The sequence below is a fragment of the Pseudomonas sp. R37(2017) genome, assembly GCF_002113375.1.
GTDB lineage: Bacteria > Pseudomonadota > Gammaproteobacteria > Pseudomonadales > Pseudomonadaceae > Aquipseudomonas.
The window spans coordinates 56,817-79,191 of record NZ_NEHO01000020.1; the positions used below are offsets into that span (position 1 = coordinate 56,817).

At 59.1% G+C, this 22,375-nt stretch carries 20 protein-coding genes and 3 tRNA genes; 20 read left to right on the plus strand and 3 right to left on the minus strand.

Features of this window, described 5'->3' with window-relative positions:
- The first annotated feature begins 77 nt into the window (after positions 1 to 77).
- From ftsH to CAG47_RS24280, 16 genes are all read left to right on the plus strand, one after another.
- Positions 78 to 1,988 carry an ATP-dependent zinc metalloprotease FtsH gene (gene ftsH, locus CAG47_RS24205; RefSeq protein WP_085728096.1) on the plus strand — a complete coding sequence of 637 codons (1,911 nt, stop codon included), beginning with the start codon at positions 78 to 80 and terminating at the stop codon, positions 1,986 to 1,988.
- An 8-nt stretch (positions 1,989 to 1,996) separates the two neighbouring features.
- Complete coding sequence (gene folP / locus CAG47_RS24210; RefSeq protein ID WP_085728098.1) at positions 1,997 to 2,848, plus strand: dihydropteroate synthase; 852 nt, start codon at positions 1,997 to 1,999, stop codon at positions 2,846 to 2,848.
- A 16-nt stretch (positions 2,849 to 2,864) separates the two neighbouring features.
- Positions 2,865 to 4,202 (plus strand): phosphoglucosamine mutase, encoded by a 1,338-nt coding sequence (gene glmM / locus CAG47_RS24215; protein ID WP_085728100.1) that lies wholly within the window; start codon positions 2,865 to 2,867, stop codon positions 4,200 to 4,202.
- 66 nt (positions 4,203 to 4,268) lie between these two features.
- On the plus strand, positions 4,269 to 5,024 hold the full coding sequence (gene tpiA, locus CAG47_RS24220; protein ID WP_085728103.1) for a triose-phosphate isomerase: 756 nt from the start codon (positions 4,269 to 4,271) through the stop codon (positions 5,022 to 5,024).
- 4 nt (positions 5,025 to 5,028) lie between these two features.
- Positions 5,029 to 5,412: a preprotein translocase subunit SecG gene (secG, locus tag CAG47_RS24225; protein WP_033063466.1), complete on the plus strand. Its 384-nt coding sequence runs from the start codon at positions 5,029 to 5,031 to the stop codon at positions 5,410 to 5,412.
- Between the two features lie 22 nt (positions 5,413 to 5,434).
- Positions 5,435 to 5,520: transfer RNA gene (locus tag CAG47_RS24230), tRNA-Leu, on the plus strand.
- Between the two features lie 97 nt (positions 5,521 to 5,617).
- A tRNA-Met gene (locus tag CAG47_RS24235) sits at positions 5,618 to 5,694 on the plus strand.
- A gap of 137 nt (positions 5,695 to 5,831) precedes the next feature.
- Entirely contained in the window at positions 5,832 to 6,290 is a 459-nt protein-coding gene (gene rimP, locus CAG47_RS24240) for a ribosome maturation factor RimP (RefSeq protein WP_085728105.1), read from the plus strand.
- Positions 6,291 to 6,349: 59 nt separating this feature from the next.
- On the plus strand, positions 6,350 to 7,831 hold the full coding sequence (nusA, locus tag CAG47_RS24245) for a transcription termination factor NusA (protein ID WP_085728107.1): 1,482 nt from the start codon (positions 6,350 to 6,352) through the stop codon (positions 7,829 to 7,831).
- Between the two features lie 27 nt (positions 7,832 to 7,858).
- A complete protein-coding gene (gene infB / locus CAG47_RS24250) occupies positions 7,859 to 10,390 on the plus strand; it encodes a translation initiation factor IF-2 (RefSeq protein ID WP_085728109.1) in 2,532 nt (843 codons plus the stop codon).
- 159 nt (positions 10,391 to 10,549) lie between these two features.
- A complete protein-coding gene (gene rbfA, locus CAG47_RS24255; RefSeq protein ID WP_085728111.1) occupies positions 10,550 to 10,951 on the plus strand; it encodes a 30S ribosome-binding factor RbfA in 402 nt (133 codons plus the stop codon).
- Between the two features lie 3 nt (positions 10,952 to 10,954).
- The gene (truB, locus tag CAG47_RS24260) at positions 10,955 to 11,872 is read left to right on the plus strand and encodes a tRNA pseudouridine(55) synthase TruB (RefSeq protein ID WP_085728114.1); all 918 of its coding nucleotides are present in this window, start codon (positions 10,955 to 10,957) and stop codon (positions 11,870 to 11,872) included.
- A gap of 142 nt (positions 11,873 to 12,014) precedes the next feature.
- Entirely contained in the window at positions 12,015 to 12,284 is a 270-nt protein-coding gene (gene rpsO / locus CAG47_RS24265) for a 30S ribosomal protein S15 (protein ID WP_085728116.1), read from the plus strand.
- Between the two features lie 206 nt (positions 12,285 to 12,490).
- On the plus strand, positions 12,491 to 14,596 hold the full coding sequence (gene pnp / locus CAG47_RS24270; protein ID WP_085728118.1) for a polyribonucleotide nucleotidyltransferase: 2,106 nt from the start codon (positions 12,491 to 12,493) through the stop codon (positions 14,594 to 14,596).
- 139 nt (positions 14,597 to 14,735) lie between these two features.
- Positions 14,736 to 14,811, plus strand: a tRNA-Thr gene (locus CAG47_RS24275).
- 136 nt (positions 14,812 to 14,947) lie between these two features.
- On the plus strand, positions 14,948 to 15,256 hold the full coding sequence (locus tag CAG47_RS24280) for a DUF6388 family protein (RefSeq protein WP_085728120.1): 309 nt from the start codon (positions 14,948 to 14,950) through the stop codon (positions 15,254 to 15,256).
- 90 nt (positions 15,257 to 15,346) lie between these two features.
- On the opposite strand, the gene nadC is transcribed toward CAG47_RS24280, so the two are convergent.
- Positions 15,347 to 16,195 carry a carboxylating nicotinate-nucleotide diphosphorylase gene (nadC, locus tag CAG47_RS24285; RefSeq protein WP_085728122.1) on the minus strand — a complete coding sequence of 283 codons (849 nt, stop codon included), beginning with the start codon at positions 16,193 to 16,195 and terminating at the stop codon, positions 15,347 to 15,349.
- Between the two features lie 230 nt (positions 16,196 to 16,425).
- On the opposite strand from nadC, the gene ampD reads away from it, so the two are divergent.
- The 4 genes from ampD to CAG47_RS24305 all read left to right on the plus strand — a co-directional run bounded on the left by ampD (position 16,426) and on the right by CAG47_RS24305 (position 20,587).
- Positions 16,426 to 16,986, plus strand: coding sequence for a 1,6-anhydro-N-acetylmuramyl-L-alanine amidase AmpD (gene ampD, locus CAG47_RS24290; RefSeq protein WP_085728124.1), 561 nt, complete (start codon positions 16,426 to 16,428; stop codon positions 16,984 to 16,986).
- The gene (ampE, locus tag CAG47_RS24295; protein WP_085728126.1) at positions 16,983 to 17,819 is read left to right on the plus strand and encodes a regulatory signaling modulator protein AmpE; all 837 of its coding nucleotides are present in this window, start codon (positions 16,983 to 16,985) and stop codon (positions 17,817 to 17,819) included. The genes ampD and ampE overlap by 4 nt, the downstream gene beginning before the upstream one ends.
- Before the next feature lie 176 nt (positions 17,820 to 17,995).
- Positions 17,996 to 20,026: a methyl-accepting chemotaxis protein gene (locus tag CAG47_RS24300; protein WP_085728128.1), complete on the plus strand. Its 2,031-nt coding sequence runs from the start codon at positions 17,996 to 17,998 to the stop codon at positions 20,024 to 20,026.
- A gap of 171 nt (positions 20,027 to 20,197) precedes the next feature.
- Positions 20,198 to 20,587, plus strand: coding sequence for a hypothetical protein (locus tag CAG47_RS24305; RefSeq protein WP_085728130.1), 390 nt, complete (start codon positions 20,198 to 20,200; stop codon positions 20,585 to 20,587).
- On the opposite strand, the gene CAG47_RS24310 is transcribed toward CAG47_RS24305, so the two are convergent.
- Together CAG47_RS24310 and cra are read right to left on the minus strand one after the other, a co-directional pair.
- A complete protein-coding gene (locus tag CAG47_RS24310) occupies positions 20,588 to 21,364 on the minus strand; it encodes a TatD family hydrolase (RefSeq protein WP_085728132.1) in 777 nt (258 codons plus the stop codon).
- A 3-nt stretch (positions 21,365 to 21,367) separates the two neighbouring features.
- Positions 21,368 to 22,363, minus strand: coding sequence for a catabolite repressor/activator (cra, locus tag CAG47_RS24315; RefSeq protein ID WP_085728134.1), 996 nt, complete (start codon positions 22,361 to 22,363; stop codon positions 21,368 to 21,370).
- Positions 22,364 to 22,375: the final 12 nt, after the last annotated feature.

The following is a 22,375-nucleotide window of genomic DNA, read 5'->3' on the forward strand; positions in this document are numbered from 1 at the left end:
TAAGTTAGGCCGGTGAATATCATGCGACGCGCGCGCCAGTAGCGGAGCTTGCTTCAGAGGGTAGTTAATTGAACGATATGGCAAAGAATTTGATCCTGTGGTTGATCATCGCAGCTGTCCTGGTGACGGTGATGAACAACTTCTCCAGCCCTAACGAGCCGCAGACCCTCAACTATTCCGACTTCATCCAGCAGGTCAAGGATGGCAAGGTCGAGCGCGTGGCGGTTGATGGCTACGTGATTACCGGCAAGCGCAACGATGGTGACAGCTTCAAGACCATTCGCCCGGCGATCCAGGACAACGGCCTGATCGGCGACCTGGTGGATAACCACGTCGTGGTCGAAGGCAAGCAGCCTGAACAGCAAAGCATCTGGACTCAACTTCTGGTCGCCAGCTTCCCGATCCTCGTGATCATCGCCGTGTTCATGTTTTTCATGCGGCAGATGCAGGGCGGTGGAGGTGGCAAGGGTGGGCCGATGAGCTTTGGTAAAAGCAAGGCGCGCCTGCTTTCCGAAGACCAGGTGAAAACTACTCTGTCTGACGTTGCCGGCTGCGACGAAGCCAAGGAAGAAGTCGGTGAGTTGGTCGAATTCCTGCGCGATCCAGGCAAATTCCAGCGCCTGGGTGGCCGCATTCCTCGCGGCGTGCTGATGGTTGGCCCTCCGGGTACCGGTAAAACCTTGCTGGCCAAGGCCATTGCCGGCGAAGCCAAAGTGCCGTTCTTCACCATTTCCGGTTCCGACTTCGTCGAAATGTTCGTCGGTGTGGGTGCCAGCCGTGTTCGCGACATGTTCGAGCAGGCCAAGAAACACGCTCCATGCATCATCTTCATCGACGAAATCGATGCGGTCGGTCGTCACCGTGGGGCCGGTATGGGTGGTGGTCACGACGAGCGCGAGCAGACTCTCAACCAGTTGCTGGTGGAGATGGACGGCTTCGAAATGAATGATGGCATCATCGTGATTGCCGCGACTAACCGTCCTGATGTGCTGGACCCCGCGCTGCTGCGTCCGGGCCGGTTCGACCGCCAGGTTGTTGTAGGTCTGCCGGACATCCGCGGTCGCGAGCAGATCCTCAAGGTTCATATGCGCAAAGTGCCGATGGGCGACGACGTGGCTCCGGCCGTGATCGCGCGTGGTACTCCGGGCTTCTCCGGTGCCGACCTGGCCAACCTGGTCAACGAGGCATCCTTGTTCGCTGCCCGCGCCGGCAAGCGCATCGTCGAGATGAAAGAATTCGAACTGGCCAAAGACAAGATCATGATGGGCGCCGAGCGCAAATCCATGGTCATGTCCGAGAAAGAAAAGCAGAACACGGCTTACCACGAAGCGGGCCACGCCATCGTGGGGCGTGTCGTGCCTGAGCATGATCCGGTGTACAAGGTGTCGATCATCCCGCGCGGTCGTGCGCTGGGTGTGACCATGTTCTTGCCGGAAGAAGACCGTTACAGCCTGTCCAAGCGTGCATTGATCAGTCAGATCTGCTCGCTGTACGGCGGTCGTATCGCTGAAGAAATGACCCTGGGCTTCGATGGCGTGACCACCGGTGCTTCCAACGACATCATGCGCGCCAGCCAGATTGCGCGGAACATGGTGACCAAGTGGGGCCTTTCGGAAAAGCTCGGCCCGTTGATGTACGCCGAAGAAGAGGGTGAAGTGTTCCTCGGTCGCGGTGGTGGCGGTCAGAATGCGAGCTTCTCCGGTGAGACGGCCAAGCTGATCGACTCCGAGGTGCGCAGCATCATCGATCAGTGCTATGGCACGGCGAAGCAGATTCTCACGGACAACCGTGAAAAGCTCGACGCGATGGCTGATGCCTTGATGAAGTACGAAACGATCGATGCCGAGCAGATCGACGACATCATGGCTGGTCGTACGCCTCGCGAACCACGCGATTGGTCGGGCGGCACCGGTACATCCGGCACGCCTCCAGTGGTGCGGGACGAGCGTCCGGAAACACCGATCGGCGGTCCTGCTGCTGACGTATAAGGTTTGAAATGACTTCTGTTCAGTCCTCGACCCGGTTGCCTTGCGGCAACCGGGTTCTTGATTTGGCCCAGACGCATGTCATGGGTATTCTCAATGTCACTCCCGACTCTTTTTCCGATGGTGGCCAATACAGCCAGCTCGACGCGGCCATGCGCCACGCCGAGGCCATGGTGGTCGCCGGTGCGACGCTGATCGATGTCGGTGGCGAATCCACCCGGCCTGGTGCCAGGGCGGTGTCGCCTCTGGAAGAGCTGGAGCGCGTGGCGCCCATCGTCGAGCGCATTGCCCGCGAGCTGGATGTCATTATCTCGGTCGACACCTCCACGCCGGCGGTCATGCGTGAAGCTGCGCGCCTGGGTGCCGGGTTGATCAATGACGTGCGTTCGTTGCGTCGCGATGGCGCCCTGGATGCCGCGGCTGCCACTGGCTTGCCGGTTTGCCTGATGCATATGCTGGGAGAGCCCGGCGATATGCAGGACAATCCGCAGTACCAGGACGTTACAGGTGAGGTCGCTGAGTTTCTTGCCGGGCGCATGCATCAGTGTTCGTTGGCGGGAATTGCGGCTGAGCGGATCATTCTTGATCCCGGCTTTGGTTTCGCTAAAACCTTGCAGCACAACCTGAGCTTGTTCAAGCATATGGAAGCCCTGCATGCCTTGGGGCGCCCCCTGTTGGTCGGGGTTTCGCGAAAGAGCATGATTGGTCAGGCATTGAATCGTCCGGTGGAAGACCGGCTGTATGGTGGTTTGGCGCTCGCGGCGCTGGCTTCGGCGAAGGGTGCGCGTATATTGCGCGTCCATGATGTAGCCGAAACAGTGGATGTGGTGCGGATGATCGCCGCAGTGGAATCAGCCGAATAAGAATGATGGAGCACTTATGAGCAAAAAATATTTTGGCACCGATGGTATTCGTGGGCGTGTCGGTGAATACCCGATTACTCCTGATTTCATGCTCAAGCTCGGCTGGGCTGCGGGCATGGCGTTCCGCAAGATGGGCGCCTGCAAGGTATTGGTAGGCAAGGACACCCGGATCTCCGGCTACATGTTCGAGTCTGCGCTTGAAGCGGGGCTGACCTCGGCGGGTGCCGACGTAATGCTCCTTGGTCCGATGCCGACCCCGGCGATTGCCTACCTGACCCGTACCTTTCATGCCGAAGCGGGCATTGTTATCAGTGCCTCGCACAATCCGCATGATGACAATGGCATCAAGTTTTTCTCCGGCAAGGGCACCAAGCTTCCCGATGAAGTCGAGTTGATGATCGAAGAGCTGCTCGACACCCCGATGACTGTGGTTGAGTCGAGCAAGATCGGCAAGGTGTCGCGAATCAACGACGCGTCGGGGCGTTATATCGAATTCTGCAAGAGCAGCGTGCCGACCGGCACCAGTTTCTCGGGACTGAAAATCGTCATCGACTGCGCTCACGGTGCGACTTACAAAGTGGCGCCGAGCGTGTTCCGTGAGTTGGGTGCTGAAGTCGTCGTGCTGTCGGCGCAGCCCAATGGTCTGAACATCAACGACAATTGCGGTTCGACCCATATGGGGCAGTTGCAGGCTGCTGTCGTGGCCGAGCATGCCGATCTGGGTATCGCCTTCGATGGCGACGGTGATCGCGTTCAGATGGTCGATCACACGGGGGCGGTGGTGGATGGCGACGAATTGTTGTTCATCATTGCCCGCGATCTGCATGAGCGCGGCATGCTGCAGGGCGGCGTGGTCGGAACCCTGATGAGCAACCTGGGGCTGGAACTGGCCCTGGCTGATCTGGGTGTTCCATTCGTGCGAGCCAATGTCGGTGACCGCTATGTCATTGCCGAGCTGTTGGAGCGTAACTGGATCGTGGGTGGTGAAAACTCCGGGCACATCGTGTGCTTCAGTCACACCACCACAGGTGATGCAATCATTGCGGCGCTGCAGGTGCTGATGGCGCTGCGCACGCGTGATGAAGGTCTGGCGCAATCCCGACAGGCGCTGCGCAAGTGCCCTCAGGTGCTGATCAACGTACGTTTCGGTGGTGGCGCAAATCCTCTCGAACATCCGTCGGTCAAGGAAGCCAGCGAGCGTGTGACCAAGGCCATGGCTGGTCGCGGGCGTGTGCTGTTGCGCAAGTCCGGAACCGAACCGCTGGTGCGTGTCATGGTCGAAGGCGAAGACGAAACCCTGGTTCGCGGCTATGCCGAAGAGCTGGCAAAACTGGTTACTGAAGTTTCTGCCTGAATTCGGCTTGCCAGCCATGATTGTGTTGGGTAACATCTGCGCCCACTTTGACCGACGAGGTACAGCATGCGTCGCCCTATGGTAGCTGGTAACTGGAAGATGCACGGTACCCGCGCCAGCGTCGCTGAGCTGATTGACGGCCTTCGTGACTTGGCCTTGCCGAGCGGTGTTGATGTCGCGGTATTTCCGCCTTTCCTGCATATCAATCAAGTGATTGATGGCCTGAAAGGAAAGTCGATTTCGGTCGGCGCGCAGAATTCTGCGGTGGAGTCCGGGCAAGGTGCGTTGACCGGTGAAGTTGCTCCGAGTCAGTTGGTGGATGCAGGTTGTTCCCTGGTACTTGTCGGGCACTCCGAACGCCGCCAGATCATGGGCGAGCAGGACGCAGTGCTGATCCGCAAGTTCGCAGCGGCACAGGCATGTGGCTTGATTCCGGTGTTGTGCATTGGGGAGACCCTTGAGCAGCGTGAAGCCGGGAAAACTCTTGAGGTTGTCTCGCGTCAGCTTGGCAGTATCATTGAGGAGCTGGGTGTCGGTGTCTTTGCCGAGGCTGTGATCGCTTACGAGCCGGTCTGGGCCATTGGTACCGGGCTGACTGCAACGCCGCAACAGGCGCAGGATGTGCATGCAGCCATCCGTGCTCAGTTGGCAGCAGAGAATTCCGAGGTCGCACAAGGTGTGCGGCTTCTATACGGCGGCAGCGTGAAGGCGGCCAATGCGGTCGAGCTGTTCGGCATGCCGGATATCGATGGGGGCCTCATTGGTGGGGCTTCCCTGAATGCAGATGAGTTCGGTGCGATTTGTCGCGCCGCGGGAAACTGAAAAAATGCTGGAAACAGTCGTAGTCGTTTTTCATCTGCTGGGTGCATTGGGCGTAGTAGCTCTGGTTTTGCTGCAGCAGGGTAAAGGTGCGGACGCTGGCGCGTCTTTCGGAGCAGGTGCTTCAAATACTGTGTTCGGAAGCCAAGGTTCCTCTACCTTTCTTAGTAAGTTTACTGCTATACTTGCCGCAGGTTTTTTCATGACCAGCTTGGGGTTAGGTTACTTTGCTAAAGAGAAGGCTCACCAGCTGACTCAGGTAGGTCTCCCAAATCCAGCGGTACTGGAAGTTCCAAAGCAACAACCGGCTTCTGATGATGTCCCGGTGCTTCAAGAGCAAAAGTCGGCTACTCCAGCGACTGACGTGCCTCCAGCTCAAGAGCAGAAGTAAGAAGGGTTTCAAACGTAGTATTGCCGAGGTGGTGGAATTGGTAGACACGCAACCTTGAGGTGGTTGTGCCCATAGGGTGTAGGGGTTCGAGTCCCCTTCTCGGTACCAATTAGTCAGGAGAGCCCGCTGTTGCGGGCTTTCTTGCAGGTGGAAGGTTACATTGACCCTGTAGGGGATCGGTCGTATACTTCCGCCCCAGCTTTGTCGCGGGGTGGAGCAGTCTGGTAGCTCGTCGGGCTCATAACCCGAAGGTCGTCGGTTCAAATCCGGCCCCCGCAACCAGTTTAAGGAGCCCCTTTTAAGGGGCTTTTTGTTAGCTGGACACTTTCAACGCCGCTGTTCGACGGCGTTTCAAGGATGGGCGTTTCGCCCATTTTTTTATTTTCAGAGCATGCACATACATGCACTAGGGGGTTCAGGTGTCGAGCAAGCTAGAAGAGTTGCAGGCCTTGCTGGCCCCGGTGGTCGTGGCCCTGGGCTATGAATGCTGGGGTATCGAGTTTACGGCCCAGGGTCGTCACTCGATGTTGCGCGTTTATATCGATAAAGAGGGCGGCGTGCTGGTGGACGATTGTGCCATCGTCAGCCGTCAGATCAGCGGTGTACTGGATGTCGAAGATCCAATCTCCGTTGAATACACCCTTGAAGTTTCCTCGCCTGGCATGGAACGCCCTCTGTTCACTCTTGAGCAGTTTGCAAAATTTGCCGGTGAACAAGTGAAGATCAAGCTGCGCTCGCCTTTTGAAGGACGACGCAACTTTCAGGGCCTTCTGCGCGGCGTAGAAGAGCAGGATGTCGTGGTGCAGGTAGACGACCATGAGTTCCTGTTGCCGATCGATATGATCGACAAGGCCAACATTATTCCCAGTTTTGACTGAGGCGTGCCAGATACTGCGGATCCCGCGGATCCAATGGCTTGCGAAAGGCGAGGCGTACGATGAGCAAAGAAGTACTGCTGGTTGTTGAGTCGGTATCCAACGAAAAAGGTGTACCGGCAAACGTTATTTTTGAAGCGCTTGAGCTGGCCCTGGCCACTGCGACCAAAAAGCGTTTCGAAGACGAAGTTGATCTGCGTGTGGAAATCAATCGCCACACCGGTTCCTACGAGACATTCCGTCGCTGGACGGTCGTCGAAGAAGATGACCTGGACGATCCAGCCATCGAAACCTGGCCGAGCAAGGTTGCTGAAACGCACCCTGGCGCCAAGGTCGGTGATGTCGTCGAAGAGAAGATCGAGTCCATCGAATTCGGCCGAATCGCTGCACAGACTGCCAAGCAAGTCATCGTGCAGAAGGTTCGCGAAGCCGAGCGCGCTCAGGTTGTGGACGCTTATCGCGAGCGCCTGGGTGAAATCATCTCCGGCACCGTGAAAAAAGTTACCCGCGACAACGTGATCGTTGATCTGGGCAACAACGCAGAAGCGTTGCTGGCCCGTGAAGACATCATTTCTCGCGAAACTTTCCGGGTTGGCGTGCGTCTGCGTGCGCTGCTCAAGGAAATCCGCACCGAGAACCGCGGCCCGCAGTTGATCCTGTCGCGTACCGCACCGGAAATGCTGATCGAGTTGTTCCGCATCGAAGTGCCGGAAATTGCCGAAGGCCTGATCGAAGTGATGGCTGCGTCCCGTGATCCGGGATCCCGCGCCAAGATCGCCGTCCGCTCCAAGGACAAACGCATCGACCCGCAGGGTGCTTGCATCGGTATGCGCGGTTCGCGCGTCCAGGCAGTGTCGGGTGAGTTGGGCGGTGAGCGTGTTGACATCGTTCTGTGGGACGACAACCCGGCTCAGTTCGTGATCAACGCCATGTCCCCGGCAGAGGTTGCGGCAATTATCGTTGACGAAGATGCCCACGCAATGGACATCGCCGTTGGCGCAGACAATCTGGCTCAGGCCATCGGTCGCGGTGGTCAGAACGTGCGTCTGGCGAGCCAGTTGACTGGCTGGACCCTGAACGTGATGACCGAATCGGACATCCAGGCCAAGCAGCAAGCAGAAACCGGCGACATCCTGCGCAACTTCATCGACGAGCTGGAAGTCGACGAAGAACTGGCTCAGGTGCTGGTGGATGAAGGCTTCACCAGCCTGGAAGAGATTGCCTACGTACCGTTGGAAGAAATGCTCAACATCGACGGCTTTGACGAGGAAATCGTCAACGAGCTTCGTGCTCGCGCCAAGGATCGCTTGTTGACCAAAGCCATCGCTACTGAGGAAAAGCTGGCAGACGCCCATCCGGCCGAAGACCTGCTCTCGCTTGAGGGTATGGACAAGGATTTGGCGATGGAACTGGCGGTGCGCGGCGTAATTACCCGCGAAGACCTGGCCGAGCAGTCTATTGACGACCTGCTCGACATCGACGGCATTGACGATGATCGTGCCGGCAAGTTGATCATGGCCGCCCGAGCCCACTGGTTCGAGTAATTAGGCGCGGCCTGAGGAGAGAAGTGCATGACGCAAGTCACGGTGAAACAACTGGCCGATGAGGTCAAAACACCGGTAGAGCGCCTGTTGCAGCAGATGCGTGAGGCAGGTCTGCCGCACACCGCCGCCGAAGAAAGTGTGACTGACAGTGAGAAGCAATCGTTGCTGACTCACTTGAAAAGCAGCCACAAGGCGAAAGTGGAAGAGCCACGCAAGATTACGCTGCAGCGTAAAACCACCAGCACCCTGCGGGTTGCTGGCAGCAAAAGCATCAGTGTTGAAGTACGCAAGAAGAAAGTCTTCGTACAGCGCAGCCCGGAAGAAATCGAAGCTGAGCGCAAGCGTGAACTGGATGAACGTCGCGCAGTAGAAAATGCTGCACGTCAGAAGGCTGAAGAAGAAGCCAAGCGTCGCGCCGAAGAAGAAGCGCGTCGTCAGCCTGCGCCTGTTGCAGCGCCTGTTGCTCCGGTCGAGCCAGTTGCAGCGCCTGCTCCAGTCGTCGAGCCTGTGCGTGAAAGCGCCCCGGTTGTGGCTGCTGCTCCGGCCCCTGCTGCTGATAATCGCAAGCGTGACGAACAGCGTCGTCCGGACAAGCCACGTGCAGACGAAAACAATCGTCGCGGTGGCGGCGATGGCGAGCGCAAAAACGCTCCGCATCGTGCTTCGGTCAAGGAAAAGGCGCCTGCGGTACGTGTCGCTCCACGCACTACCGACGAAGAGAGCGATGGCTTCCGTCGTGGTGGTCGCGGCAAGGCCAAGCTGAAGAAGCGCAACGCCCACGGTTTCCAGAGCCCAACCGGCCCTGTCGTGCGTGAAGTGAAGATCGGCGAAACCATCACTGTTGGCGACCTCGCTCAACAGATGTCGGTGAAGGCCGCTGAAATCATCAAGTTCATGTTCAAACTGGGTACTCCAGCGACCATCAACCAGGTACTGGACCAGGAAACTGCCCAGTTGGTTGCCGAAGAGCTGGGCCACAAAGTGACCCTGGTCAGCGACACCGCCCTGGAAGATTCCCTGGCCGAGTCCCTGAAGTTTGAAGGCGAGGCAGTTTCCCGTGCGCCAGTCGTGACCGTAATGGGCCACGTTGACCACGGCAAGACTTCCCTGCTCGACTACATCCGTCGTGCCAAGGTTGCAGCTGGTGAAGCCGGCGGCATCACCCAGCACATCGGCGCGTACCACGTTGAAACCGACCGTGGCATGGTGACGTTCCTCGACACCCCTGGTCACGCCGCGTTTACCGCGATGCGTGCCCGTGGTGCCAAGGCGACCGACATCGTGATCCTGGTGGTTGCGGCCGACGACGGCGTAATGCCGCAGACCGTCGAAGCTGTTCAGCATGCCCAGGCCGCGGGTGTTCCGCTGGTCGTGGCAGTGAACAAGATCGACAAGCCGGGCGCCGATCTCGATCGCATCCGTAGCGAACTGTCGGTACACGGCGTGACGTCGGAAGATTGGGGTGGTGACACGCCATTCGTACCGGTTTCCGCGAAGATGGGTACCGGTGTCGACGAACTGCTCGAAGCCGTATTGCTGCAGGCCGAAGTCCTGGAGCTGACTGCAACGCCTTCGGCTCCTGGTCGTGGTGTGGTGGTCGAGTCCCGTCTGGACAAGGGCCGCGGCCCGGTGGCTACCGTCCTGGTTCAGGACGGTACTCTGCGCCAGGGCGACATGGTCCTGGTCGGTTCGAACTATGGCCGCGTTCGCGCCATGCTCGACGAGAACGGCAAGCCAATCAAGGAAGCCGGTCCGGCCATCCCTGTCGAGATCCTCGGCCTGGACGGTACGCCGGACGCTGGCGACGAGATGAGCGTGGTTGCCGACGAGAAGAAAGCCCGTGAAGTGGCTCTGTTCCGTCAAGGCAAGTTCCGCGAAGTCAAACTGGCTCGTGCTCACGCCGGCAAGCTGGAAAACATCTTCGAAAGCATGGGCCAGGAAGAGAAGAAGACGCTCAACATCGTCCTCAAATCCGACGTCCGTGGTTCGTTGGAAGCTCTGCAAGGCGCTCTGAACGGCCTGGGTAACGACGAAGTGCAAGTGCGCGTGGTCGGTGGCGGCGTCGGTGGTATCACCGAATCCGATGCCAACCTGGCTCTGGCCTCCAATGCTGTACTGTTCGGCTTCAACGTGCGTGCCGATGCCGGCGCGCGCAAGATCGTCGAGCAGGAAGGTCTGGATATGCGTTACTACAACGTGATCTACGACATCATCGAAGACGTCAAGAAAGCCCTGACCGGCATGCTTGGCAGCGATGTTCGCGAGAACATCCTGGGCGTCGCCGAAGTGCGTGACGTGTTCCGTTCGCCGAAGTTTGGCGCGATCGCCGGTTGCATGGTGATCGAAGGTACTGTTCACCGTAACCGTCCAATCCGTGTACTGCGTGAAGACATCGTTATCTTCGAAGGCGAGCTGGAATCCCTGCGTCGCTTCAAGGATGACGCTTCCGAAGTGCGTGCCGGCATGGAGTGCGGTATCGGCGTGAAGAGCTACAACGACGTCAAGGTCGGTGACAAAATCGAAGTCTTCGAGAAGGTGCAGGTTGCTCGCAGCCTCTGACTCGCGCACTTCAGGGGCCGTGACGGGTAGTCGCATGCGAGTGCGCAGCTCGTCACCAGGGCTCTAAACGCAACGCCCGGTCTGGCTTTTGTCAGGCCGGGCGTTTGCCGCTTTCAGACCTTGCGGGTTTCACCGTGGGGCAGTAACAGGTAACAAGACATGGCAAAAGAATATAGCCGTACCCAACGTATCGGCGATCAGATGCAGCGCGAGCTGGCACAACTGATCCGTCGCGAAGTAAAAGACCCGCGTGTCGGCCTGGTCACCATTACCGCAGTGGAAGTCAGCCGTGACGTCGGTCACGCCAAGATCTTCATCACCGTGATGGGGCAGGATGGCGCCGAGGAAATCGCACAAAGCATCAAGGTACTCAACTCCGCCGCCGGTTTCCTGCGCATGCAGCTGGCTCGCGAGATGAAATTGCGCAGCGTTCCACAGCTGCACTTCCACTACGACGAAAGCGTCGTGCGTGGCGCGCACCTGTCGGCACTGATCGAGCGCGCAGTGGCTGAGGACAATCAGCATCCGGTTGCGGCAGAAGCCGAAGACACCAAGGAGTAATCGGTGGCTCAGGTCAAACGTATCCGTCGTAACGTCAGCGGCATTATCCTTCTCGACAAGCCTCTGGGGTTCACCTCCAATGCTGCCTTGCAGAAGGTTCGCTGGTTGCTGAACGCCGAAAAGGCAGGTCATACCGGCAGTCTCGATCCCTTGGCCTCCGGCGTGTTGCCGCTGTGCTTCGGCGAGGCGACAAAGTTCTCGCAATACCTGCTCGATTCCGACAAGGGTTATGAAACCCTGGCGCAATTGGGCAAGACCACCACCACGGCGGATGCCGAAGGTGAAGTTTTGCAGGAGCGTCCAGTGACCGTTGGTCGCACCGATATCGAAGCTGTGCTGCCGAAATTTCGTGGACAAATCAGTCAGATACCGCCGATGTACTCGGCGCTCAAGCGTGACGGCCAGCCGCTGTACAAGCTGGCGCGTGCAGGCGAAGTAGTGGAGCGTGAACCGCGTTCTGTTACTATTACGCGCTTGGAATTGCTGGCCTTCGAGGGTGATACTGTTCGGCTGGCGGTGGATTGCAGCAAAGGCACCTATATCCGTACCCTGGTGGAGGATATCGGTGAGCAACTCGGTTGTGGCGCTTACGTTGCAGAACTGCGACGTACCCAGGCCGGGCCATTCACCCTGGCGCAGACGGTTACCCTGGAAGAGCTGGAGGCGGTACATGCCGAAGGCGGCAACGAAGCGGTCGATCGCTTCCTGATGCCATCGGACAGCGGTCTGCTGGATTGGCCGCTGTTGCAGTTCTCGGAAGCGAGCGCGTTCTACTGGCTCAACGGCCAGCCGGTACGTGCCCCGGATGCTCCGAAGTTCGGCATGGTGCGGGTACAGGATCACAATGGTCGCTTCATCGGTATCGGTGAAGTGAGCGAAGACGGGCGCATCGCGCCGCGTCGCTTGATTCGGTCAGAGTGACCGAAACCAGTCTGTGTAACAGCGGGCTGGAGAGGGTGGCTGTCAACAGGCACGGTCACTGCTCATTTATAGATACAGGGATTTGTCCCTGGCCTGTTGAAACTGTTTTTATGAAACGGTTTCCTGATAAAAGGATTGCCTCATGGCTCTCGACGTTCAAGAAAAAGCTCAAATCGTTGCTGACTACCAGCAGTCTGTTGGTGACACTGGTTCGCCAGAAGTGCAAGTTGCACTGCTGACCGCCAACATCAACAAACTGCAAGGTCACTTCAAGGCCAACGGCAAAGACCACCACTCCCGTCGTGGTCTGATCCGCATGGTTAACCAGCGTCGTAAGCTGCTGGACTACCTGAAAGGCAAGGACGTGAGCCGTTACAGCGCTCTGATCGCTCGCCTGGGTCTGCGTCGCTAACAAGCGATTGCGCTAGAGGTTGGTTGTCTGTCGTGCGCCAGCGGGTTTCCCGCTGGCGCATGGCAGGCTCCCAGCCTCAAGTTTTATCTGGATACCTGCTTTGCCTGAGTAACACCTGGACAATCCAGTCGGGCCGATTCCCGGCGTTGCCCAAGAATTTCGCAAGAAACCAGTTCCCCCAAGAGCCACAAAGAAGGTAGGACACCGTGAACCCGGTAATCAAAAAATTCCAGTTCGGTCAGTCGACCGTTACCCTCGAGACTGGCCGTATCGCCCGTCAGGCCTCCGGCGCAGTATTGGTCACCGTTGACGACGACGTCAGCGTATTGGTGACCGTAGTCGGTGCCAAGCAAGCCGATCCAGGCAAGGGCTTCTTCCCTCTGTCCGTTCACTACCAGGAGAAGACTTACGCTGCCGGTAAGATCCCTGGCGGTTTCTTCAAGCGCGAAGGCCGTCCTTCCGAGAAAGAAACCCTGACTTCCCGACTGATCGACCGTCCGATCCGTCCACTGTTCCCTGAAGGCTTCATGAACGAAGTGCAGGTTGTCTGCACCGTCGTTTCGACCAGCAAGAAGACCGATCCGGACATCGCTGCGATGATCGGTACCTCGGCTGCCCTGGCCATCTCCGGCATTCCTTTCGATGGCCCGATCGGCGCTGCCCGCGTTGCCTTCCACGAAAGCACCGGCTACCTGCTGAACCCGACTTACGAGCAACTGGCTGCTTCGAGCCTGGACATGGTCGTCGCCGGTACTTCGGAAGCTGTTCTGATGGTTGAATCGGAAGCCAAAGAGCTGACCGAAGATCAGATGCTGGGCGCCGTACTGTTCGCCCACGACGAGTTCCAGGCCGTGATCCAGGCCGTCAAAGAGCTGGCCGCCGAAGCTGCCAAGCCAACCTGGACCTGGGCTCCACAAGCCGAAGCCACCGAATTGCTGGGCGCTATCCGTGCCGAGTTCGGCGAGGCGATCTCCCAGGCCTACACCATCACCGTCAAGGCCGACCGTTACGCTCGCCTGGGCGAGTTGAAGGATCAGGTCGTGGCCAAGCTGTCCGGTGAAGAAGGCCAGCCTTCCGCCAGCGATGTGAAAGCAGCATTCGGCGAAATCGAATACCGCACCGTTCGCGAAAACATCGTGAACGGCAAGCCACGTATCGACGGTCGCGACACCCGCACCGTACGTCCGCTGAACATCGAAGTAGGCGTTCTGCCAAAAACCCACGGTTCGGCTCTGTTCACCCGTGGCGAAACCCAGGCTCTGGTAGTCGCGACGCTGGGCACCGCCCGTGATGCTCAGCTGCTGGACACCCTGGAAGGCGAGAAGAAAGACCCGTTCATGCTGCACTACAACTTCCCTCCGTTCTCGGTGGGCGAGTGTGGTCGCATGGGTGGTGCTGGTCGTCGTGAAATCGGTCACGGCCGTCTGGCCCGTCGTTCGGTTCAGGCCATGCTGCCTGCCGCTGACGTGTTCCCGTACACCATCCGTGTCGTGTCGGAAATCACCGAATCCAACGGTTCGAGCTCGATGGCTTCCGTTTGCGGCGCTTCCCTGGCCCTGATGGACGCTGGTGTGCCGATGAAGGCACCGGTTGCCGGTATCGCCATGGGTCTGGTTAAAGAAGGCGAGAAGTTCGCCGTCCTGACCGACATCCTGGGTGACGAAGACCACCTGGGCGACATGGACTTCAAGGTAGCCGGTACCGCCAAAGGCGTAACCGCGCTGCAGATGGACATCAAGATCAAGGGCATCACCGAAGAGATCATGGAAATCGCTCTGGGCCAAGCCCTGGAAGCGCGCCTGAACATCCTCGGCCAGATGAACCAGATCATTGGCCAGTCGCGTACCGAACTGTCGGCCAACGCTCCGACCATGATCGCGATGAAAATCGACACCGACAAAATCCGTGATGTCATCGGTAAAGGCGGCGCGACCATTCGTGCGATCTGCGAAGAGACCAAGGCTTCGATCGATATCGAAGACGACGGCTCGATCAAGATCTTTGGCGAAACCAAGGACGCTGCAGAGGCCGCGCGTCAGCGCGTTCTGAGCATCACCGCGGAAGCCGAGATCGGCAAGATCTACGTCGGCAAGGTTGAGCGCATCGTCGACTTCGGCGCATTCGTCAACATCCTGCCGGGCAAGGACGGTCTGGTTCACATCTCCATGCTGAGCGACGCTCGCGTCGAGAAAGTGACCGATATCCTGAAAGAAGGCCAGGAAGTGGAAGTACTGGTACTGGACGTGGACAACCGCGGCCGTATCAAGCTGTCCATCAAAGACGTGGCGGCAGCCAAGGCATCGGGCGTTTGATTACGCCTCGCGCCTGACCGCTTCAGCGTTTTGAAAAATGCCCCGCCGTGAAAACGGTGGGGCATTTTTTTGTCTGCGTAACATCGAAACCATGCGCGAAGTTGCCGGACCTCGAAAGCGATGCTAGGTTTAGCCCACCGCCCGTGTAGCTCAGCCGGTAGAGCAGCGCACTCGTAACGCGAAGGTCGCAGGTTCGATTCCTGTCTCGGGCACCAGCAACTCCTGTGTTCAGATGATCCCGAATGGTTCTGAAGGCCAGAAAAACCGCGCCCTATTCGGTTTTTTTGCGTCAGAGAGATCCTTGATGATCCACATCCATCTTCCATTCCTCCCCCGATCAGCGAGAACACCATGACCGAAGAAAAAAAATCGAGCCAGGAAGCCCGACACGAGGAAGCGCTCAGAAAGTATGCGCTCGATACACCCGACCTGCTGGAAGAGATCAAGGACTTGAGTCCGGATGATCAGAAGGACCAGATCCAGTGGGCATTCGAAGACGAGGCGGAGGCCCAGGGCTTGCAGCCATGGGAATTGACGCTCAAGTACACCAGTACCCCGGAAGAATTCGAGGCTGAGCGCCTGAAGCTGCATAAAGAGGCAGCCGAGGTCCTGGGTGTCGAATGGGAAGAGTACTGCGAGATGAACAATCTGGTGGTTTGAGAGCAGCTCCAAGCGGCAAGCGGCAAGCGGCAAGCTGCAAGTCAAAGCAGATCCGCTTGAAGCTTGCAGCTTGCCGCTTGTAACTGCCCCTCAGATACTGAGTCGCATCGACAGATCGACGGCCTTCACATCCTTGGTCATCGCACCGATCGAAATGTAATCCACCCCAGTCTGTGCAATCGGCAGCAACGTGCTTTCGTTGATCCCGCCGCTGGCCTCCAGTTTGGCCTTGCCGGCATTCAGGCGCACGGCTTCGCGCATGTCGTCCAGGCTCAGTTCGTCGAGCATGATGATGTCGGCACCGGCCGCCAGCGCTTCCTTGAGTTCATCCAGGCTTTCCACTTCAATCTCCACCGGTTTGCCCGGGGCGATCTTGTGCGCGGCGGCGATGGCCTGCGCGATGCCGCCGCTGGCGGCAATGTGGTTTTCCTTGATCAGGAAGGCGTCATACAGGCCGATGCGGTGGTTGTGGCAACCGCCGCAGGTCACGGCATACTTTTGCGCCAGGCGCAGCCCCGGCAGTGTTTTGCGGGTATCGAGCAACTTGACCTGGGTCTCGGCCACGAAGTCCGCCAGGTATTGCGCGCGGGTCGCCACGCCGGAGAGCATTTGCAGGAAGTTCAGGGCGCTGCGTTCGCCGGTCAGCAGTGAGCGCGCAGGACCTTCGAGGTGGAACAACACCTGATTGGGCGTCACCCGTTCACCGTCGGCAACCTGCCAGTGCACCGCCACCCGTGGGTCCAGTTGCCGAAACACGGCATCTACCCAGGCGGTGCCGCAGATAACGGCGGCGTCGCGGGTAATGATGGTGGCTTTGGCCAGGCGTTCGGCCGGGATCAATTGCGCGGTGATGTCGCCGCTGCCGATGTCTTCATGCAACGCACGGCGCACGTTGGCATCGATTTCGGCGGTCAGATCGGCGAGACGTAGATTCGGCATAACGGACTCCACAAACAAAGTGCCTCGATTATAGGGCCATGGCATGGGCCAACCCAAGGCATCAGAGCGTTACGTTAGCGCTGGCGTCTGCATTTGGTCGAATCCCCGATGTTGTCGACTCCGAACGAGCGCCTGTTTGAGATCGGCAAACTCAAATGCGGCAAGTGATCGCGCCCCGGGGGATTATCGCGGCATACTGTGCCAACACAGTCGACGTTGAAGGAATCGGTATGCAGTCGGACCCCGCGAGCGGTTGGATTCAGGGAGTGCATGTCTGCCCCTCACCCAACTTCAATGCGCGCCCCACAGGCGAAGTTTCCCTGCTGGTGATCCACAACATCAGCCTGCCTCCGGCGCAGTTTGCCACCGGCAAGGTGCAGGAGTTTTTCCAGAATCGTCTGGATGTCACCGAACATCCCTATTTTGAAGGGATCGCGGATTTGCGAGTGTCCGCGCACTTTCTGATCGAGCGCGACGGTACCGTCACCCAGTTTGTTTCTTGCCTTGAGCGTGCGTGGCATGCGGGTGTTTCGAGTTTCGAGGGGCGGGAAACCTGTAACGATTTTTCCGTGGGCATCGAGCTCGAAGGCACGGATGATCTGCCGTTCACCGACGCGCAATACAGCGCGTTGACGGCCTTGACCCGCCAGTTGCAGCGGGCGTTCACGGCGATCACCACAGAGCGCATCTGCGGGCACAGCGACATCGCACCCGGGCGCAAAACCGATCCGGGGCCTGCGTTTGACTGGGCACGCTATCGTGCCGCTCTGGCACAAGAGGAAGGGCAATGAGTTTTCTGGTGTTGCTGTTGGCGGTGTGGATAGAAAAGTTCTCGGCCCTGCGCCATCGGGTTCAGCGAGACGGCGGCTGGATACACGAGCTGAACAAGCTCGAGGCCAGCCCGCGACTTTCGGGACGACCCTGGCTGGTGTTGTTGATAATGGTCTTGTTGCCGGTGGCGTTGCTGGGGCTGCTGCTGGTCGTCATCGATCCGGTGGCCTATGGGTTGCTGGCGTTGCCGATCCATTTGCTGGTGGTGATCTACAGCCTGGGGCGCGGTGATCTGCTTGGCGGTCTCGGGCCGTTCCGCGATGCCTGGCGTCGGGAGGACCTGCAGGCAGCGTCCCATGTCGCCAAGCGCGACCTGGACATCTGCGCGGACAGTGGCGAACAACTGCTGGAACGGGTCGAAGGGCATTTGCTGTGGGAGGCCTACCACAGCTTTTTCGCGGTGATTTTCTGGTACTTCCTGTTGGGCCCGGTCGCGGCGCTGAGTTATCGGTTGCTGGCGCTGGCCGAAGAGCACGGAAAATCCCCGGCGGTGGTCGAGCGCGCCGGGCAACTGCGTCACGCCTTCGACTGGGTGCCGGTGCGCCTGCTGGCGGCGAGCCTGGCGTTGGTCGGCAATTTCGTCGCGGTCAGCCGGGTCATGCTGCATGAACTGCTGAACTGGAACATCAGCGCCGCGCAATTGATCGAGAAAGTCGGGCTGGTGGCCGGTGAAATTCCGGCGCCGGTGACCGGTGCGGAAGGTATCAACAACCTGGACCGCATATGGGCTATGTTGCTGCGTGCCGCGGTGCTCTGGTACGCCGGGTTTGCGCTGTGGACGGTCCTGCACTAGCTCCGTAGTCATAGCCACAGGGCGATCACTTGTGCGAAGTGCTTCGCCCTGTCGTTAACCTTAAGTTACAAAACCTCCTGCCGATTTCAGTTATACAGAGATAGCGCCGAATAGTGGCTATCTGCTGTCTGTCTGCGCCTGCCAATAAAAAAAATAAAATTGAAGGGAGACAACCAGTGAAGAGCTTGCTCTATCCCGCTGTCGCACTGATGAACCGCTTGAGCTTCGGCATGAAGTTCAGCCTGATCAGCGTACTGTTCCTGGTGCCGATGCTGGTGACCAACTTCTATCTGGTGCGTGACTCCTACCGCGAATTCCAGGGCACGCGTATCGAACTGCAAAGTCTGGACCTGCTGGGCAGCAGTCTGACGCTGCGACGCGATCTGGAAACCCTGAACAACCTGGTGCAGATCAATGTCAGCCTCGGCCAATCCGGCAAGGCTGGCAATGTCGAGTCGAAAATCAGCACGCTTGAGCAGAGCATTCTGACTCGCCTGCAAGGGCTGACGGCGATGACCGGCGACCCGGAGCAGGTCGCGGTGTTCGATGGCAAACGCGATGAAATGATCGCTGCGTTCAAGGCCCAGCAAACGGAAAACTCCCTGCAAAGCAAAAGCGCCCTGATCGGCAAGCTGGTGGGCAGTGCGCAGATTTTCAGCCAGCTCATCACCAGCCAGTCCGGCCTCGGTCGCGACAATCAGAGCGACATGCGTCAGTTGAGCGAGCTCGTCACTCTCGTCACGCCGCGGGTCACCCAGATCCTGGGAGAAGGTCGGGCAATGGGTTCCTATTCGCTGGGGCAGGGTTTCATCAACTCGGCTTCGAGTACCCGATTCGATGAATTGCTGGCGCAGATTGAAAAGCTCCAGGCCGAGTATGGCCTGAAGTTGCAGGATGCCCTGGGTTCCAGCAAGGCCGCCCGCGACACCCTGGCCGCGCAGGCCGAGAGCAGCCGGGCATCATTGAAGAAAGCCAGTGAGCTGTTCGAGGAACAAGTGGTCATGGCCGACACGCTCGATGCGCCTTGGCAGGGCTTTTATGATCAGGTCAGCACCTTGATGGACCAGACTTACCAGCTCAACGAAGCGACCCTGAAGTATCTGGGCCCGCAGTTGCAGCAACGCCTGGACCAGAACCGCACGCACATGGTCTTGCAGGCCGTGGCGTTGTCAGTGGTGTTTGTGTTGATCTTTTATCTCTACGGCGCGTTCTATGCCTCGACCCGTACCACGCTCAAGCGCCTGGGGGCGGTGATGGACAAGGTGGCGGCCGGCGACATGACCGTGACCTTCAGTGCCCACAGCCGTGACGAGCTGGGGGAGCTGGGTGAGGTGTTCAACGGCACGGTGAAGAAAATCCATGACCTGATCGAACGCGTGGGGCAGACCGTGAGTGAAGTCGAGCGGCAGGCCGGGCAAGTGGAAAACGTTTCCGCGCAAAGCAACCAGGCCGTCGCCGGGCAGCGCACGCAGATCGAACAGGTGGCCACGGCCATGAACCAGATGTCCGCCACTTCCCAGGAAGTGGCGCGCAGTGCCGCGGCGGCGGTGAGCAGCGCCCACAGCGTCAACGATGAAACCATCAGCGGTCGCGGTCTGGTGGAGTCCCAGCAAGGCAGCATCGCCGCGCTGGCCAGCGAAATCGATCAGTCGGTGTTGGTGATCAATCAACTGGCCAGCGACAGCCAGTCCATCAGCCGCGTGCTTGAGGTGATCAAGAGCATCGCCGAGCAGACCAACCTGCTGGCGCTCAATGCCGCCATCGAGGCGGCACGGGCCGGTGAGCAGGGTCGTGGTTTCGCCGTGGTAGCCGATGAAGTCCGGACCCTGGCCAAACGCACCCAGCAATCGACTGAAGAAATCGAGCAGATGATCGCCAGGCTCCACGGGGGCGTCGGCGCGGCGGTCAAGGCCATGGGCATCAGCCATGAAATGGCCAATGGCACGGTGGGGCAGTCGGAAAAGGTCCAGCGGGCGCTGGAAAACATTCTGGGAGCGGTCGGCATGATCGTCGACCAGAACCAGCAGATTGCCGCCGCGGTGGAGCAGCAAACGGCCGTGGCCCACGACATCGACCAGAACATCGTCGAGATCAACCGCGCCGGCGAGCGTACCGCAGAGGGTGCGCATCAGACCGAGGACGCCAGCCGGGCATTGTCGGCTCAGGTCGTGGAGTTGAAACAACTGATCAGTGCATTCCGGGTCTGAGGCAGGCCGGAATGTAAATGTGGGATTCCTGCAGGTTTTCTGTACTGTCGGAAGGTTTCGTAATACTTTTTCCCTTTTACGGTGGGAGTCCTCCTGATTCTCCCCGTGCGCTGGATTTTTGAGTTCGATCGAGGAAAAGTTACGCGGCTTACCCCATGGAGGAACTTGGTTATGTCTGTTGCAACAATAGGAGTCCAAGGGCGTTGCGCACACTGTCAGCGCACGTTGCAGCTTCAACCCTGGCAACTCAATGCCATTGCGATCAATGAAACGTTTGCCTGTACTCACTGCCAGAAACCGGTTCAGTTGCGTTGCCCGGCACAGATCAAGCGCTTCAAGTCGCTCGACTCCTTTGCACTGTTGCGTGCCAGCCTGCGGGTGATGGTCTGCACCGCCTTGCTGGTGGCGCTGGTGATGGAGTGGGTGGGAATGCTCAGTGTCGTCGAGCAGCTGAATGCTTCGCTGATCGCCATATTCGTTTACTTCGCAGCGGTCCGTTACTTCCGCCAGCGCCAGCATTTGACGCTGATTCTGGAAGCCGCCAAGGCTCACATCGACTGATTACCAGCCGAACACTTCGCAGCTGTTGGCGGTGCTGGCAGCTGCCAGTCGTTCCGGGCTGATTGCCATCCATTGCGCCAGTGCCGCGCAGATCGCCGGCAAGTGTGCCGGGCTGTTGCGCTGGCCGGGGAACATGGCAGGGGCCATGTCCGGCGAGTCGGTCTCCAGCACCACCGAATCCAGTGGCAACTGTGCCAGCACACGGTGCATGCGTAACGCCTGAGGCCAGGTCGGGGCGCCACCAAGGCCGAGCTTGAACCCGAGCTTGATGTATTCGCGGGCCTCTTCGTTGCTGCCGGCAAAGGCGTGGATGATCCCGGCCCGTTTCAGGCGAAACCGTTTGAGCGTGGCGATCACAGCCGCGTGGCTGCGCCGCACGTGGATCAATGCCGGAAGATTGAAATCCGCCGCCAATTGCAATTGTGCGTCGAACAACGCTTGCTGGCGGTTGCGGTCGAGGGTTTCGATGAAGTAATCCAGGCCGATCTCGCCCACTGCACACAGTTGCCGATGGCCGGCCAGACGGGTCAGCCAGTCACCGAGTTCGCTCAGGTGTTGCGGGCGATGATCGTCCAGATACACCGGATGCAGCCCGAATGCGGCGTGCAGGTCGGGGTCACTCTGCACCAGCTCCCAGACTCGCTGCCAATTGGCCTGATAAACCCCCAGCACCACGATCCGCCGTACCCCGAGGGCACGGCTGTCGGCCAGCAACGCCTGGCGGTCGGCGTCGAAGTCCGGAAAATCCAGATGGGTGTGAGTGTCGATCAGCTCCACGGTTCAATCCTGGCGAATACGCTGCTTGAACGTCCGTGGGATGGCTTGCACGCCCGGCCGGTAATCCGACTGCTCGATGGCCGCCAGAGCGAGCGCAAGGGCTTTGTCGGCGATCAACTGGTGTTGCTGGGCCATGGCGTTGACCGGTAGCGGCAGGAAGTCCAGCAACTGGGTGTCGCCGAAGGTGCCGAGGCGCAGCGGACGGTTTTTCAGCGGGAAGTCGTGCAGCGCATCGAACACGCCCTGAAGCAGCACGTAGGACGTGGTCACCAGGGCTTCGGGCAAATGGCCAAGACGTTGCAGCAACTCCTCCATCAATTGTTTACCGCACTCGCGGCTGAAGGACTCACCTTCTTCGATCAGCACCTGACCGTTGAACCCGTCGAGCGCCTCTTTGAAACCAGCGGTACGTTCCCGGCTGATGCTCAGCTCCGGACGGGCACCGATCAGCGCGATCTGCCTGGGCAGCGGCTCCAGCAGGCTGCGGGTCAGTTGCAGGCTGGCCTCGCGGTCGTCGCTGATCACCGAGCAGAAATGCTCGGGTTCCATGACCCGGTCGATGGCGATGATCGGAATGCCCTTGGCCTGCAATTGACGATAGCTGTCGTCGCCGGCTGGCAGGCAGCTGGCGACGATCAGTGCATCGCAGCGCCGGGCGCGGAACAGTTGCAGCAATTGCCGTTCGCTGTCTGGAGCATCGTCGGAACTGGCGATCAGCAATTGATAACCCCGGGCTCGTGCACCTTGCTCCAGCAATTTGGCGATTCGCGCGTAACTGGGGTTTTCCAGATCCGGCAGAATGAACCCCAATGTGCGGGTGTGTCGACTGCGCAAACCGGCGGCCTGTGGGTTAGGCGTGAAGCCATATTGTTCGACGACCGCGCGCACACGTTCGACAGTGGCGCTGCTGATGCGCTGTTGTTCGGCCTTGCCATTGATGACATAGCTGGCGGTGGTGACGGACACACCGGCCAACTGGGCGATATCACTGAGTTTCAACCCGCTGTTTCC

Bases quoted from the DNA above. Each gene is read 5' to 3' on its own strand.
- CAG47_RS24280 (WP_085728120.1), top strand. From the start codon at position 14,948: ATGACCGAAGAAAAAAAATCGAGCCAGGAAGCCCGACACGAGGAAGCG.
- secG (WP_033063466.1), top strand. From the start codon at position 5,029: ATGCTGGAAACAGTCGTAGTCGTTTTTCATCTGCTGGGTGCATTGGGC.
- nusA (WP_085728107.1), top strand. From the start codon at position 6,350: ATGAGCAAAGAAGTACTGCTGGTTGTTGAGTCGGTATCCAACGAAAAA.
- nadC (WP_085728122.1), bottom strand. From the start codon at position 16,195: ATGCCGAATCTACGTCTCGCCGATCTGACCGCCGAAATCGATGCCAAC.
- rpsO (WP_085728116.1), top strand. From the start codon at position 12,015: ATGGCTCTCGACGTTCAAGAAAAAGCTCAAATCGTTGCTGACTACCAG.
- ampE (WP_085728126.1), top strand. From the start codon at position 16,983: ATGAGTTTTCTGGTGTTGCTGTTGGCGGTGTGGATAGAAAAGTTCTCG.
- ampD (WP_085728124.1), top strand. From the start codon at position 16,426: ATGCAGTCGGACCCCGCGAGCGGTTGGATTCAGGGAGTGCATGTCTGC.
- CAG47_RS24305 (WP_085728130.1), top strand. From the start codon at position 20,198: ATGTCTGTTGCAACAATAGGAGTCCAAGGGCGTTGCGCACACTGTCAG.
- glmM (WP_085728100.1), top strand. From the start codon at position 2,865: ATGAGCAAAAAATATTTTGGCACCGATGGTATTCGTGGGCGTGTCGGT.
- folP (WP_085728098.1), top strand. From the start codon at position 1,997: ATGACTTCTGTTCAGTCCTCGACCCGGTTGCCTTGCGGCAACCGGGTT.
- ftsH (WP_085728096.1), top strand. From the start codon at position 78: ATGGCAAAGAATTTGATCCTGTGGTTGATCATCGCAGCTGTCCTGGTG.
- rbfA (WP_085728111.1), top strand. From the start codon at position 10,550: ATGGCAAAAGAATATAGCCGTACCCAACGTATCGGCGATCAGATGCAG.
- tpiA (WP_085728103.1), top strand. From the start codon at position 4,269: ATGCGTCGCCCTATGGTAGCTGGTAACTGGAAGATGCACGGTACCCGC.
- infB (WP_085728109.1), top strand. From the start codon at position 7,859: ATGACGCAAGTCACGGTGAAACAACTGGCCGATGAGGTCAAAACACCG.